This is a genomic window from Streptantibioticus cattleyicolor NRRL 8057 = DSM 46488 (assembly GCF_000240165.1).
Lineage (GTDB): Bacteria > Actinomycetota > Actinomycetes > Streptomycetales > Streptomycetaceae > Streptantibioticus > Streptantibioticus cattleyicolor.
Window position 1 is genome coordinate 2,736,696 of record NC_017586.1, and the last position, 13,632, is coordinate 2,750,327.

The 13,632-nt window shown below is 71.6% G+C and carries 13 protein-coding genes and 1 pseudogene; 6 read left to right on the forward strand and 8 right to left on the reverse strand.

Annotation, left to right across the window (positions count from 1 at the left end; all coding sequences use genetic code 11):
- The first annotated feature begins 123 nt into the window (after positions 1-123).
- The 5 genes and pseudogenes from SCATT_RS12195 to SCATT_RS12215 all read left to right on the forward strand — a co-directional run bounded on the left by SCATT_RS12195 (position 124) and on the right by SCATT_RS12215 (position 4,637).
- Positions 124-1,079 (forward strand): annotated as a pseudogene (locus SCATT_RS12195) (A/G-specific adenine glycosylase).
- A 274-nt stretch (positions 1,080-1,353) separates the two neighbouring features.
- Entirely contained in the window at positions 1,354-2,025 is a 672-nt protein-coding gene (locus tag SCATT_RS12200; RefSeq protein WP_407696607.1) for a SigE family RNA polymerase sigma factor, read from the forward strand.
- On the forward strand, positions 2,013-2,600 hold the full coding sequence (locus SCATT_RS12205; protein WP_014143351.1) for a hypothetical protein: 588 nt from the start codon (positions 2,013-2,015) through the stop codon (positions 2,598-2,600). The genes SCATT_RS12200 and SCATT_RS12205 overlap by 13 nt, the downstream gene beginning before the upstream one ends.
- Complete coding sequence (gene cseB, locus SCATT_RS12210; RefSeq protein WP_014143352.1) at positions 2,593-3,288, forward strand: two-component system response regulator CseB; 696 nt, start codon at positions 2,593-2,595, stop codon at positions 3,286-3,288. Before SCATT_RS12205 ends, cseB begins: the two co-directional genes overlap by 8 nt.
- A gap of 5 nt (positions 3,289-3,293) precedes the next feature.
- On the forward strand, positions 3,294-4,637 hold the full coding sequence (locus tag SCATT_RS12215) for a sensor histidine kinase (RefSeq protein ID WP_231905073.1): 1,344 nt from the start codon (positions 3,294-3,296) through the stop codon (positions 4,635-4,637).
- Between the two features lie 7 nt (positions 4,638-4,644).
- Here SCATT_RS12215 and SCATT_RS12220 read toward each other — a convergent pair whose 3' ends face one another.
- A complete protein-coding gene (locus SCATT_RS12220; protein ID WP_173405632.1) occupies positions 4,645-6,231 on the reverse strand; it encodes an MDR family MFS transporter in 1,587 nt (528 codons plus the stop codon).
- A gap of 210 nt (positions 6,232-6,441) precedes the next feature.
- Entirely contained in the window at positions 6,442-8,973 is a 2,532-nt protein-coding gene (locus SCATT_RS12225) for an ATP-dependent Clp protease ATP-binding subunit (RefSeq protein WP_014627946.1), read from the reverse strand.
- 489 nt (positions 8,974-9,462) lie between these two features.
- On the opposite strand from SCATT_RS12225, the gene SCATT_RS12230 reads away from it, so the two are divergent.
- Positions 9,463-10,089: an SCO3374 family protein gene (locus SCATT_RS12230; RefSeq protein ID WP_014143356.1), complete on the forward strand. Its 627-nt coding sequence runs from the start codon at positions 9,463-9,465 to the stop codon at positions 10,087-10,089.
- Positions 10,090-10,164: 75 nt separating this feature from the next.
- On the opposite strand, the gene SCATT_RS12235 is transcribed toward SCATT_RS12230, so the two are convergent.
- The 6 genes from SCATT_RS12235 to SCATT_RS12260 all read right to left on the reverse strand — a co-directional run bounded on the left by SCATT_RS12235 (position 10,165) and on the right by SCATT_RS12260 (position 13,630).
- Positions 10,165-10,500, reverse strand: a complete 336-nt coding sequence (locus SCATT_RS12235) for a histone-like nucleoid-structuring protein Lsr2 (RefSeq protein WP_014143357.1) — start codon at positions 10,498-10,500, stop codon at positions 10,165-10,167.
- Between the two features lie 169 nt (positions 10,501-10,669).
- Complete coding sequence (locus SCATT_RS12240) at positions 10,670-11,197, reverse strand: amino-acid N-acetyltransferase (protein WP_078590707.1); 528 nt, start codon at positions 11,195-11,197, stop codon at positions 10,670-10,672.
- A gap of 9 nt (positions 11,198-11,206) precedes the next feature.
- On the reverse strand, positions 11,207-11,614 hold the full coding sequence (locus SCATT_RS12245) for a BlaI/MecI/CopY family transcriptional regulator (protein WP_078590709.1): 408 nt from the start codon (positions 11,612-11,614) through the stop codon (positions 11,207-11,209).
- A gap of 45 nt (positions 11,615-11,659) precedes the next feature.
- On the reverse strand, positions 11,660-11,848 hold the full coding sequence (locus tag SCATT_RS12250; protein ID WP_014143361.1) for a hypothetical protein: 189 nt from the start codon (positions 11,846-11,848) through the stop codon (positions 11,660-11,662).
- Between the two features lie 102 nt (positions 11,849-11,950).
- Positions 11,951-12,706 (reverse strand): hypothetical protein, encoded by a 756-nt coding sequence (locus SCATT_RS12255; protein WP_014143362.1) that lies wholly within the window; start codon positions 12,704-12,706, stop codon positions 11,951-11,953.
- A 126-nt stretch (positions 12,707-12,832) separates the two neighbouring features.
- Positions 12,833-13,630 (reverse strand): type III pantothenate kinase, encoded by a 798-nt coding sequence (locus SCATT_RS12260; protein ID WP_014143363.1) that lies wholly within the window; start codon positions 13,628-13,630, stop codon positions 12,833-12,835.
- Positions 13,631-13,632: the final 2 nt, after the last annotated feature.

Consider the following 13,632-nt stretch of genomic DNA (forward strand, 5'->3'; position numbering starts at 1 on the left):
CGCATCACCCGCCGCAACTGGCGTAACACTTTGCAGCTCTTCATACTGTCCGACACTGACGGTGATCTTCGGTCACGCCCGGCGACCAGCGGTGTCGGAGGCGTGTGCGAGGATCGGGTGGAGATGACCACCGAGACCGCGCCCCAGTCCGCCGCCGGCACCCCGGTCGGCGTCCCCTCCGCCCGGCGTGCCGACCCCGCCGACGAGCACTCCGCCCTCCACCTCGCCGTCATCGGCTGGTTCGACGCGCACGCCCGCGATCTGCCCTGGCGGCGGCCGGAGGCGGGGGCGTGGGCGGTGATGGTCAGCGAGTTCATGCTCCAGCAGACCCCGGTGGCCCGGGTGCTCCCGGTGTACCAGGAGTGGCTGGCCCGCTGGCCCTCCCCGGCCGACCTCGCCGCCGAGCCGCCCGGGGAGGCGGTCCGCGCCTGGGGAAGGCTGGGGTATCCGCGCCGGGCGCTGCGGTTGCACGCCGCGGCCACCGCGATCAGCGAACGGCACGCCGGACGCGTCCCGGCCGGCCACGACGAGCTGCTGGCGCTGCCCGGGGTCGGCGAGTACACCGCCGCCGCCGTGGCCTCGTTCGCCTTCCGGCAGCGGCACGCGGTGCTCGACACCAACGTCCGCCGGGTCTTCGCCCGGGCCGTCACCGGCGTCCAGTACCCGCCGAACGCCACCACGGCGGCCGAACGGCGGCTCGCCCGCGGCTGTTGCCGGACGACGACGCCACCGCGGCCCGCTGGGCGGCGGCCACCATGGAGCTGGGCGCCCTGGTCTGCACCGCCCGTACCCCGCGCTGCGGCGGGTGCCCGATCGCCGAGCGCTGCGCCTGGCGGCTGGCCGGCTCCCCGGCGCACGACGGACCGCCGCGGCGCGGCCAGAGTTACGCCGGCACCGACCGCCAGGTGCGCGGCAAGCTGCTCGCGGTGCTGCGGGACGCCCCCGGCCCGGTGGCCCAGGCCGAGCTGGACGCGGTCTGGGACGACGAGGTGCAGCGCGCCCGGGCGCTGGACGGCCTGGTCGCCGACGGGCTGGTGGAGCCGGTGGCCCAGGGCGTCTACCGGTTGCCGCAGTCCTGACCGGCGCCCCGCCGCCTGGGGCGAAGCCTCCCAGGTGAAGACGGCGTGGACGAGCGGTGAGGATCGGGCGCCCACAGTGTGTCCCGAGGCCGCGGGTTCCGGTTGTTACACAACCGACGGGTTCCTGTGAGCTCGCTGTGCGCTCCCGGCCGGTGGTTCCGCAACAGCGCCTCCGTACCGTCCTGTCACGTCATCGCGTCCCGTCCGGCCCGACCAGCCGGGCGCCCAAGGGCGCGGTGCGGCTTACGGACACGTTGGCTTGGAAACGGGACGGATGGAGGCGGCTGCCATGGCGGCGAGCACGACGATCGACGACAGCGCCGGGCTGGACTTCGAGGAGTACGTGCGCTCCCGCCAGGAATCGCTGCTGCGCAGCGCCCGCCGGCTCGTCCCCGACCCGGTGGACGCCCAGGACCTGGTCCAGACGGCGCTGTGCCGGACGTTCCCGCGCTGGGACCGGATAGCGGACAAGGGCCTCGCCGACGCCTACCTGCGCCGCGTCATGATCAACACCCGTACCGAGTGGTGGCGGGCGCGGAAACTGGACGAGGTCCCCACCGACAACCTCCCGGACGCCAGCATCGACGACGGCACCGAGCAGCACGCGGACCGGGCGATGCTGATGAACGCCCTGCGGGTGCTGGCGCCCAAGCAGCGGCAGGTCGTCGTCCTGCGCCACTGGGAGCAGATGAGCACCGAGGAGACGGCGCGGGCGCTGGGGATGTCGACCGGCACCGTCAAGAGCACCCTGCACCGCGCCCTGGCCCGGCTGCGTGAGGAGCTGGAGCAGAACGACTTCCCCGGCGCGCGCGCCCAGCGGGAGCGGCGGGAGGCCGAGGAGGCGGAGCGGGCCCGGCCCGCCGCCACGCCCACCCCGCTGCGTACCGGCCGGGCCCGCGGGCCGCTGCGGGTCCCGGCAGCGAGGGAGGGCGCGTGCGCCGCATAGGCCCGGTCAGGTTCGCGCTGTGCGCCGCCGCGCTCGCGCCGCTGGTGCTCGTCACCGGTTGCGCCGAGGGCGGCGGCGTACGCGTGGAGGGGCCGGCCCCGACCTCGGTGAAGACGTCGGTCTCCCCGTCCCCGCGTCCGTCGGCCAGCCCCCGCAACGTGGACGCGCTGGCGCTGCTCACCAACGACCCCAAGGTGGGCACCAGCACCAAGGGCGCCCTCAAGCCGTGCGGCGGCCACGAGTACCCCATCGACACCTCGTACGGCGATGTCACCGGGAATTCCATGCCCGATGTGGTGATAAATGTCTCGACCTGTGGGGATGGCGTAGGACTCGGCAGCTATGTCTACCGCATGGAGAATGGCCAGTACGTCAACGTCTTCGAGGACGAGCAGCCGCCGGTGACCATCGACATCGACAAGGGGGACCTCGAACTCACCCGCCTGGTGTACAGCAACGACGACCCGGTGTGCTGCCCCTCCGGCGAGGACGTGATCACCTACCACTGGACGGGTACCCGCTTCGCGGAGATCTCCCGCACCCACAGCGACTACGGAAAAAGGGCGAATGGCTGACACGCACGTGCTTTTCGTGGAGGACGACGACGTCATCCGCGAGGCGACCCAGCTGGCCCTGGAACGTGACGGCTTCCAGGTGACCGCCGTGCCCGACGGGATCGTCGGGCTGGAGGCGTTCCGCGCCCAGCGGCCGGACATCGCGCTGCTGGACGTGATGGTCCCCGGGCTCGACGGGGTCAGCCTGTGCCGCCGGATCCGTGACGAGTCCACGGTGCCGGTGATCATGCTCTCCGCCCGCGCCGACTCCATCGACGTGGTGCTCGGGCTGGAGGCGGGGGCCGACGACTACGTCACCAAGCCGTTCGACACCGCGGTGCTGGTGGCCCGGATCCGCGCGGTGCTGCGGCGCTTCGGCCACGCCGGGCGCGGCCAGGAGACCGAGGGCGACCCGGCGCAGGACAGCTGCCTGCGCTTCGGCGACCTGGAGATCGACACCAACGGCATGGAGGTGCGGCGGGCCGGCCGGCCGGTCTCGCTCACCCCGACCGAGATGCGGCTGCTGCTGGAGTTCTCCGCCGCCCCCGGCTCCGTCCTCTCCCGGGACCGGTTGCTGACCAGCGTGTGGGACTACGAGTGGGGCGGTGACACCCGGGTGGTGGACGTCCACGTCCAGCGGCTGCGCACCAAGATCGGGCAGGACCGGATAGAGACCGTGCGCGGCTTCGGCTACAAGCTCAGGGCCTGACCGGCGTGCGTTGGAACCTCCGGGTGGGTCTGCGCTGGAAGCTGACCGCGGCGATCGCCGTGGTCTCGGCGCTGGTCGCCCTCGCGCTCGCCGTGGTGGTGCACGACGCGGCGCGGTTCAGCATGCTCAGCAGCGCCCGGGACGTGCAGGACACCCGGGTGCAGATCGCCGCCCGGATCTACGACTCCACGCACCGCCCGACGTTCGGCGCCAAGTTCAACGACCCCAAGCTGCCGCCGCCGCTGAAGGCCGCGGCGGCCAAGGGGCTGCGCGCCACCTACGTCCAGCAGACCAGCGGGGCCCCGGTGATCTGGGCGTCGATGCCGATGCCCAACAACAAGGTGCTCTCCATCAACAGCCGGTTCACCGACCGCACCGCGGTCCTGGACGACCTGGACGGCGTGCTGATCGCCGGGGCGGTGGCGGTGGTGCTCGCCGGGTCGGCGCTGAGCGTGCTCATCGGCGGCCAGCTCTCCCGGCGGCTGCGCAAGGCCGCGGTGGCCGCCCGCGAGGTGGCCGACGGCACCCCCGGCATCCGGGTGCGGGACGCGCTCGGCAGCCGGGTACGGGACGAGACGGACGAGCTGGCCCGGGCGGTGGACGCGATGGCCGACGCGCTCCAGAAGCGGCTGGACGCCGAGCGCCGGGTCACCGCCGACATCGCCCACGAGCTGCGCACCCCGGTCACCGGGCTGGTCACCGCCGCCGAGCTGCTGCCCCCGGGGCGCCCCTCGGAGCTGGTACGCGACCGTGCCCAGGCGCTGCGCACCCTGATCGAGGACGTGCTGGAGGTGGCCCGGCTGGACGGCGCCGACCAGCGTGCCGACCTCCAGGAGGTGGCGCTGCCGGAGTTCGTCAAGCGCCGGGTGCGCGGGCTCGCCCCGGAGGCCGTGGTGGAGGTCCGCCGGGACGCCTGGGTGCTCACCGACCCCCGGCGGCTCGAACGCATCCTGGGCAACCTGCTGGCCAACGCCTGCCGTTACGGCAAGCCGCCGGTCGAGGTGATCGTGGACGGCCCGGTGCTGCGGGTGCGGGACCACGGCCCCGGGTTCCCGGAGGTGCTGCTGCGGGAGGGGCCGAGCCGGTTCCGTACCGGCAGCAGCGACCGCGCGGGGCAGGGGCACGGGCTGGGGCTGACCATCGCCACCGGGCAGGCCCGGGTGCTCGGCGCCCGGCTGGCGTTCCGCAACGCCGACCCGGAGGACGCCGGGGGCGGCGCGGTGGCGGAGCTGTGGCTGCCGGAGAGCACGGAGGCCGTCCGGACCGCTCAAGCGGCCGGGACGACCTCGGTGCCCGGGGTCGCGGCGGCGGCCGAACCGCCGTCGGGTCCGGCGGACGACGGCCGCTGAACGGGGGTTACGGCGCGGCCGGTTCGGCCAGTGCCTCGGCCGGTACGGCGGCCTCGCCGGCCGGGGCGTCCCCGGCCGTCCTGGGGCCGGCGCCGCGCAGCGGGATCTCCTTGACGAACAGGGCGGCCACGAAGGCCAGCGCGGCGGTCACCGCGCCCCACAGGAAGACCGCGTGGGTGCCACTGACCACGGCGTGGAAGTAGGCGTCCTTGACCGGGGCCGGCATGTGCGCGACACCGTCCGGGGTCTGCTGGGCGTGGCCGGAACCCGCCTTGCCGGCCGCGGCGCCGAGCCGGGCGGTCATGGTCCGGGTGACCTGGTGGGTGAAGAGGGCGCCGAAGAGCGAGACGCCGAAGGAACCGCCGATGGTCCTGAAGAGCGTGGCCGAGGAGGAGGCGACGCCCATGTCCTTCAACTCCACGCTGTTCTGCGCCACCAGCATGGTGATCTGCATGAGGAAGCCCATGCCGGCGCCGAGCACGGCCATGAAGACCCCGGAGACCAGCCGGGTGGAGTGCACGTCCAGGGTGGACAGCAGGTACAGGCCGACCACCATCAGCGCGCCGCCGGCGATCGGGAAGACCTTGTACTTCCCGGTGGCCGTGGTGACCCGGCCGGCGATCAGCGAGACGGCCATCATGGCCAGCAGCATCGGCAGCAGCAGCAGACCGGAGTTGGTGGCCGAGGCGCCCTGCACCGTCTGCTGGTAGAGCGGCAGGAAGGTCATCGCGCCGAACATCACGAAGCCGACGATGAAGCCGATCACCGTCATCAGCGAGAAGTTGCGGCTGCGGAAGATGCCCAGCGGCATGACGGGCTCGGCCGCGCGGGTCTCCGCGAAGAGGAAGGCCACGATCGCCAGCACCCCGGCCACCAGCAGCGAGACGATCACCGGCGAGCCCCAGGCGTACTCGGTGCCGCCCCAGGTGGTGATGAGGACCAGGGCGGTGATGCCGATGGTCAGCAGCAGGGCGCCCAGGTAGTCGATGCGGCCCTGCGCGCGCTTCCTGGGCAGGTGGAGCACGGCGGAGATGACGAAGAGGGCGACCGCGCCGAGCGGCAGGTTGATGTAGAAGCTCCAGCGCCAGCCCCAGTTGTCGGTGATGAAGCCGCCGACCAGCGGGCCGCCGATCATGGCCAGCGCCATCACGCCGGCCATCATGCCCTGGTACTTGCCGCGCTCGCGCGGGGGTATCAGGTCGCCGATGATCGCCATGACGCCGACCATCAGTCCGCCCGCGCCGAGGCCCTGGATCGCCCGGAAGGCGATCAGCTGGCCCATCGACTGGGAGAGGCCGGAGAGCGCGGAGCCGATCAGGAAGAGCACGATCGACGTCATGAAGACGCCCTTGCGGCCGTACATGTCGCCGAGCTTGCCCCAGATCGGGGTGGCGGCGGCAGTGGTGAGCGTGTAAGCGGTGACCACCCAGGACAGATGGTCCATCCCGCCCAGCTCACCCACGATCGTGGGCATCGCGGTGCCGATGATCATGTTGTCCAGCATCGCCAGCAGCATGGCGATCATCAGCCCGAGCAACACCACGCGTACGCTGCGCGGCTTCCTGCCGGCGGGCGGGGACTGCGTTTGAGACATGGCCGAGCTCCCCCCGGAGTGGCGGCACTTACTTGCCGCCCGACTAGTCAGTGATCCGCCGAGAGTAGGCGTGGCGCCGGGGAGGCGTCAACTTGTTTACTTCCGCGTACCCCCCGCGCGCCTTGGCGCCGGAAATCGTATGAATTGCTCGCCCGGAAAAGCGGAAAGGGCCGCTCCCTTTCGGGAGCGGCCCTTTTACCGTGCTACGGCTCAGACGTCCTTGGAGAGGTTGGGGCCACTGCCGCCGCTGCCGGCCGCCTCGATGGGCGGGGCGTCGGCGACGGTCACCTTCTCCTCACCGCGGAAGGTGAACTTCTTCTCCTCACCCTCGCCCTCGGTGCCGACGACCACGATGTGACCGGGGCGCAGTTCGTTGAAGAGGATCTTCTCGGAGAGCTGGTCCTCGATCTCGCGCTGGATCGTCCGACGCAGCGGCCGGGCGCCCAGGATCGGGTCGTAGCCCTTCTTGGCGAGCAGCTTCTTGGCCTCGGGGCTGAGCTCGATGCCCATGTCCCGGTCCTTCAGCCGCTCGTCGACGCGGGCGATCATCAGGTCGACGATCTGGATGATGTCGTCCTCGGTGAGCTGGTGGAAGACCACGATGTCGTCCACACGGTTGAGGAACTCGGGGCGGAAGTGCTGCTTGAGCTCCTCGCCGACCTTGGCCTTCATCCGCTCATACCCGGTCTTGACGTCACCCGCGGCGGCGAAGCCGAGGTTGAAGCCCTTGGAGATGTCCCGGGTACCGAGGTTGGTGGTCATGATGATGACCGTGTTCTTGAAGTCCACGACCCGGCCCTGGGAGTCGGTCAGCCGACCGTCCTCCAGGATCTGCAACAGCGAGTTGAAGATGTCCGGGTGGGCCTTCTCGACCTCGTCGAAGAGGACCACGGAGAACGGCTTGCGGCGCACCTTCTCGGTGAGCTGGCCGCCCTCCTCGTAGCCGACGTAGCCGGGGGGCGAGCCGAACAACCGGGAGACGGTGTGCTTCTCGCTGAACTCCGACATGTCGAGCTGGATCAGCGCGTCCTCGTCGCCGAAGAGGAACTCCGCCAGCGTCTTGGACAGCTCGGTCTTACCGACGCCGGAGGGGCCGGCGAAGATGAACGAACCGCCGGGACGCTTCGGGTCCTTCAGGCCGGCCCGGGTACGCCGGATGGCCTGGGAGAGCGCCTTGATGGCGTCCTTCTGCCCGATGACGCGCTTGTGGAGCTCGTCCTCCATGCGCAGCAGACGCGAGGACTCCTCCTCGGTGAGCTTGAAGACCGGGATGCCGGTGGCGGTCGCCAGGACCTCGGCGATCAGCTCCTCGTCCACCTCGGCGACGACGTCCATGTCGCCGGCCTTCCACTCCTTCTCCCGCTTGGTCTTCGCGGCCAGGAGCTGCTTCTCCTTGTCGCGCAGCGACGCGGCCTTCTCGAAGTCCTGGGAGTCGATGGCCGACTCCTTCTCCCGGCGCACGTCCGCGATCTTCTCGTCGAACTCGCGCAGGTCCGGCGGGGCGGTCATCCGGCGGATGCGCATCCGCGAGCCCGCCTCGTCGATCAGGTCGATCGCCTTGTCCGGCAGGAAGCGGTCGGAGATGTAGCGGTCGGCCAGGGTGGCCGCCGCGACCAGCGCCGCGTCGGTGATGGAGACGCGGTGGTGGGCCTCGTAGCGGTCCCGCAGGCCCTTGAGGATCTCGATGGTGTGCGGGAGCGACGGCTCGGCGACCTGGATCGGCTGGAAGCGGCGCTCCAGGGCCGCGTCCTTCTCCAGGTGCTTGCGGTACTCGTCGAGCGTGGTGGCGCCGATGGTCTGGAGCTCACCGCGGGCGAGCATCGGCTTGAGGATGCTGGCGGCGTCGATCGCGCCCTCGGCGGCGCCCGCACCCACCAGGGTGTGGAGCTCGTCGATGAACAGGATGATGTCGCCGCGGGTGCGGATCTCCTTGAGGACCTTCTTCAGGCGCTCCTCGAAGTCACCGCGGTACCGGGAGCCGGCCACCAGGGCGCCCAGGTCGAGGGTGTAGAGCTGCTTGTCCTTCAGCGTCTCGGGGACCTCGCCCTTGACGATGGCCTGGGCCAGCCCCTCGACCACGGCGGTCTTGCCGACGCCGGGCTCGCCGATGAGGACGGGGTTGTTCTTGGTACGGCGGGACAGCACCTGCATGACCCGCTCGATCTCCTTCTCGCGCCCGATCACCGGGTCGAGCTTGGTCTCGCGGGCGGCCTGCGTCAGGTTGCGGCCGAACTGGTCGAGCACCAGGGAAGTGGACGGGGTGCCCTCGGCGGGGCCGCCGGCCGTGGCCGACTCCTTGCCGCCCTGGTAACCCGACAGGAGCTGGATGACCTGCTGCCGCACCCGGTTGAGGTCGGCGCCAAGCTTCACCAGCACCTGCGCGGCCACGCCCTCACCCTCGCGGATCAGGCCGAGCAGGATGTGCTCCGTACCGATGTAGTTGTGGCCGAGCTGGAGGGCCTCACGGAGCGACAGCTCCAGGACCTTCTTGGCACGAGGGGTGAAGGGGATGTGGCCGGACGGGGCCTGCTGGCCCTGGCCGATGATCTCCTCCACCTGCTGGCGGACCGCCTCAAGCGAAATGCCGAGGCTCTCCAGGGCCTTAGCGGCGACACCCTCACCCTCGTGGATCAGACCCAGGAGGATGTGCTCGGTGCCGATGTAGTTGTGGTTGAGCATCCGGGCTTCTTCCTGAGCCAGGACGACAACCCGCCGCGCGCGGTCGGTGAACCTCTCGAACATCGTTAATCGCTCCTCAGAGCGGTCAGGCAGATCGGGGCCGGTCCCCTCCCTGTCCTTCCGCATGCTAGTCCCGGCGAGCGGGACAGCTCACTTCAACCGTCGACACCCGTGCGGGGCTTCCTGCCCCGTACAGCCGACAACAGCTCCAACCCGATGGTGCGAGACGATGTTCCCGCAGGCCAGGCGGATGAACCTTTATCCAGTACGCCCATGGCGAACGCCCTGCTCAGCGACACGCCAGCCCGATTCCCGTAGGTACCCGTCCCTTGGGGCCGATGTCCCTCTCGTTGCCTTTCCCCACACCTTTTTCCTACCCGCACGGCGGGAGGGTCCATGCGGCGCACAACCGCTGCTCCGCTACCAGCGAACAACCTTGCGCCGGAGCCCGCACCACCGTGCGCCGGAAATTCCGCGTCGCGCTTTCACTACGGTACGTATCCGCTGACGCACCGTTCGTAACCCTTGCGCGGAACGGGAGTTGCTCCGGACATGGAGAACGACGCGGTGGAGGAGGCGGCCGTCCGGCTCTGGTACGAGCGGGAGATGGGCTGGCCGGTCACGGGCGGGCGGCCGGCCGGGCTGGTCACCGGGGTGCGCTTCGACGTCCTGGACGTACCGGCCGCCGCGGGGCGGGCGGTGCTGCGTCGCCTGCCCCGCACCGGTCCGGCCGCGCTGGCCGGCGACCGGATCTGGCTGCTGGTGGCGGCGGGCGGCGCCGAGGAGCTGCCCGGGCTGCTGGACTGGCTGGACTGGGGCGGCGTGGCGCTCGACCTGACCGCCCGGGGTGCCGGTGACCAGGTGCGCGCCCCCGCGCTCCCGGGGCGCCCCCCGCACCGCGGCGGGCCGGTGTGGCTGCGTCCGCCCGTGCGCGGGTGCGCGGTGGAGATGACGCTGCCCGCGCTGACCCTGGCGTGCGGCCCCGCCGGTCCGGCGGCCGACGGCCCGGTCGGGCTGGTGCCGCTGGTCGGCGTGGTGGCGACCGAATGCCACCGGAACCGGCTCTTCCCGGCGGATCCGCCGGGCTCCACACCACCGCGCGCGCCGGTATCCGCCCCCGCGTGCGTACCGGCGCCCCCGATGGCGCGCGGTCGGCTCCGGCCGCGTGCCCTCATCTGAACGTGCCGTGCTCCCCCGCCGGCCGGACCGCGGTACGCCGTCGCCCCGCGTACCCCGTGCCGTGCGCCGGACGGATCAGCCGTGCGCCTTCTCGTACGCCTCGCGGATGCTGGCGGGGACCCGGCCGCGGTCGTTGACCTCGTAGCCGTTCTCCTTCGCCCAGGCGCGGATCTTGGCGGTGTCGGCGCTGCCGGCGGCCGGGCGCGCGGCGCGGCCACGGCCACGGGAAGCACGGCCGCCGACCCTGCGACCGGCTTCCACGTAGTCGGCGAGCAGGCCGCGCAGCTTGTCCGCGTTTTCCGTGGAGAGGTCGATCTCGTACTGAGCGCCGTCGAGAGCGAACGTGACCGTCTCGTCGGCCTCGCCGCCGCTGATGTCGTCAACGAGAAGGACCTGGACCTTCTGTGCCACGGGCTTCCCTTTCATCGATATGGTCCGGGGAGACCCCGGGATAAAGCAGTACGGGTAAAAGGAAACCGCTTTTCCGCGGAAAACTCAAACCCTTGGACGAGGAGAGACCGCGCACCTGTACGGCCGACGCGCCTTCCGAGTGCGCGATTCGGACATACGGCATAGGCGATCACAGTTGCAAGAGCATCCGGGTGTTGCCCAGGGTGTTCGGCTTCACTCGTTCGAGGTCGAGGAACTCGGCGACGCCCTCGTCATAGGAACGGAGCAGCTCGCTGTAGACATCGGTGTCGACCGGGGTCTCGCCGATCTCCACGAAGCCGTGCTTGGCGAAGAACTCCACTTCGAAGGTGAGGCAGAAAATGCGCCGCACTCCCAGCCAACGGGCGGTCTGCAACAGCTTGCCGAGCACCTGGTGGCCGACGCCCTTGCCGTGCTGGTCAGGGCGGACCGCGAGGGTACGGACCTCGGCGAGGTCCTCCCACATGACATGGAGCGCGCCGCAGCCGACCACCTCGGCGTCCATGTCGCGCTCGGCCACCCAGAACTCCTGGATGTCCTCGTAAAGCGTCACCGTGGGCTTGTCGAGCAGGATCCGGTCGCGGACATACCCGTCCAGCAACTGGCGCACGGCCCGCACATCGCCGGTCCTGGCCCGGCGGATCGTGACGTCATTCGAGACTTCGCGGCTTGTGGACATAGCCGGACGTTATCGCCCGGGACCTTCCGGGGCGGCGGCGGGTTCATCGGGCGGGGCTTCGGGCTGGACGATGCGCGAGGCGTCCCGCAAGGCTTCCCGCTGTTCCGGCGACATCATGCTGAAGAACTGGACGAGGGCGGCGGCCGGGTTGTCGCTGGCCGCCCACGCCTCGTGCATCAGTGCGGCCGAGTAGGCGGCCCGGGTGGAAACCGCCTCATATCGATAGGCCCGGCCTTCGTGTTCCCGGCGCAGCCAGCCCTTGTGATGCAGGTTGTCCATTACGGTCATCACCGTGGTGTAGGCGATGGACCGTTCCCGCTGCAGGTCCTCCAGGACTTCACGGACGGTGACCGGGCGGTTCCACTGCCACACCCTGGTCATGACCGCGTCTTCGAGATCTCCCAATGGCCGGGGCACACCTGAATACTAGTGGCAAATGTCTGGTTTGCCGCTTTTATTCGTTCAGCTGTCACGGGCCGGGCCGGCCGGGCCCTGCTGCTGGGCGCCCTCGGCGCGGGCCAGCGCGGCGTCGACCAGCGCGTCCTCCTTGGCCTTGTTGGCGCCGCCCTGGTTCTTGATGATCGTCACGACCAGGGCGGTGAAGGCCACCGCCATCACGATGGGCGGCAAGAGCGCGGAGACGTAGTCCACGGTTCGCTCAACTCCTTCTCCGGGCGCGAACGGGCCTCACCAGAGTAGCCAGCGCGGCCGGGTCCGCCCGCGCAGGGTCGCCCGGCGGGTCCCCGGCCGCGGTCAGACCACCGCGCGACCGCCCGGCACCGGCCGGACCCGCTGCTGCGGCGGCGGCTCACGGCGCCGGGGCGGGAAGACCTCGGCGGGGGTGGGCACCTTGCGGTCGCGTTCCGGGGCGGACGGGCGCGCCGGTCCGGCGGGCCGGCCCGGCTCGGACGGCTGGGCCGGGGCGGAGGGCTCCTCGCGGGCGGGCCGGGCCGGGCGCCCCGGACGCGGCGCGGCGCCGGGGGACGGACGGCGCTCCGGGCCCGGCTCGTCCTCACCGCGCTCCCCCGCCACCGGCGCCAGGGCCGAGCCACCCCGGCCGCGCCCGCGTCCGCCGGGCAGCGCCAGCAGCCGTACCCGGGGACCGGGGGTACGGCCGGCGAACCGGTCCCTGACCGCCCGTTCGGCCAGCTCCTCGCAGCGGCGCCGGACGCCCTCCCGCCGGCAGGACTCGGCAGGGGTGCACGGCAGCCGGCACAGCCGGCGGACCGCGGCGAGGTCGTCGGGCGCGGGCGGATAGCCGTGGTCGAGCGCGGCGGCGAGCCGGTCCAGGTAGTCGGCGGCGGTGCCGGGCAGGGCGTCGCGGTAGCGGGCGAGGTCGGCCAGGAGGAAGGCGCGCAGCCGGTCGCCCTCGCGCACCGCCTCGTCCACCGCCGCCGTCAGCCGCGCGTACTCGTGCGCATCGGCGGCGGGCACGTCGTCGGGCGCGGTACGCAGGGCCACGGCGAGCGCGCGGCGGAGCACTCGCAGCTCCTCCGCGCTGAACGCCATGCCGCCTCGGGGTCCGTGTGGCGTGGGCATGCGCCGACTTTACGTACTAAACGGACAAACGTGGCGGATTGCGCCGCTGCGGTGTGTCTGCCGGCCTCCCCGGCCGGGGAGGCCGACGGCGCCGGGTCAGGAGACCGAGACGTTCCGCTCGTACACCAGGCGCAGCCCGATCAGGGTCAGCCACGGCTCGTGGTAGTCGATGATGGACGCCTCGCCGAGGACCAGCGGGGCCAGCCCGCCGGTGGCGATCACCGTGACGTCGTCCGGGTCGTCCGCCAGCTCCCGGGCCATCCGCTCGCCGATGCCGTCCACCTGGCCGGCGAAGCCGTACAGGATGCCGGACTGCATCGCCTCCACCGTGCTCTTGCCGATCACGCTGCGCGGCCGGGCCAGCTCGATCTTGCGCAGCTGGGCGCCACGCACCCCGAGGGCGTCCACCGAGATCTCGATGCCGGGGGCGATGGCGCCGCCCACGTACTCGCCGCGCGCGGAGACCGCGTCGAAGGTGGTCGCGGTGCCGAAGTCGACCACGATGCACGGGCCCCGGTACAGATGGGCGGCGGCCAGCGCGTTGATGATGCGGTCGGCGCCGACCTCCTTGGGGTTGTCCATCAGGATCGGCACCCCGGTCTTGATCCCCGGCTCCACCAGCACCGAGGGCACGTCGCCGTAGTAGCGCCGGGTCACCTCGCGCAGCTCGTGGAGGACGGAGGGGACGGTGGAGCAGATCGAGATCCCGTCGATCCCGTCCCCCAGCTCGTCGCCGAGCAGCGGATGCATCCCCATCAGGCCCTGGAGCAGCACCGCCAGCTCGTCCGCGGTGCGCCGCGCGTCGGTGGAGATCCGCCAGTGCTCGACGATCTCCTCGCCGTCGAAGAGCCCGAGGACGGTGTGGGTGTTGCCGACGTCGATGGTGAGGAGCACGG

Bases quoted from the DNA above. Each gene is read 5' to 3' on its own strand.
- SCATT_RS12200 (WP_407696607.1), top strand. From the start codon at position 1,354: ATGGAGGCGGCTGCCATGGCGGCGAGCACGACGATCGACGACAGCGCC.
- SCATT_RS12255 (WP_014143362.1), bottom strand. From the start codon at position 12,706: ATGGCGTTCAGCGCGGAGGAGCTGCGAGTGCTCCGCCGCGCGCTCGCC.
- SCATT_RS12220 (WP_173405632.1), bottom strand. From the start codon at position 6,231: ATGTCTCAAACGCAGTCCCCGCCCGCCGGCAGGAAGCCGCGCAGCGTA.
- SCATT_RS12225 (WP_014627946.1), bottom strand. From the start codon at position 8,973: ATGTTCGAGAGGTTCACCGACCGCGCGCGGCGGGTTGTCGTCCTGGCT.
- cseB (WP_014143352.1), top strand. From the start codon at position 2,593: ATGGCTGACACGCACGTGCTTTTCGTGGAGGACGACGACGTCATCCGC.
- SCATT_RS12230 (WP_014143356.1), top strand. From the start codon at position 9,463: ATGGAGAACGACGCGGTGGAGGAGGCGGCCGTCCGGCTCTGGTACGAG.
- SCATT_RS12240 (WP_078590707.1), bottom strand. From the start codon at position 11,197: ATGTCCACAAGCCGCGAAGTCTCGAATGACGTCACGATCCGCCGGGCC.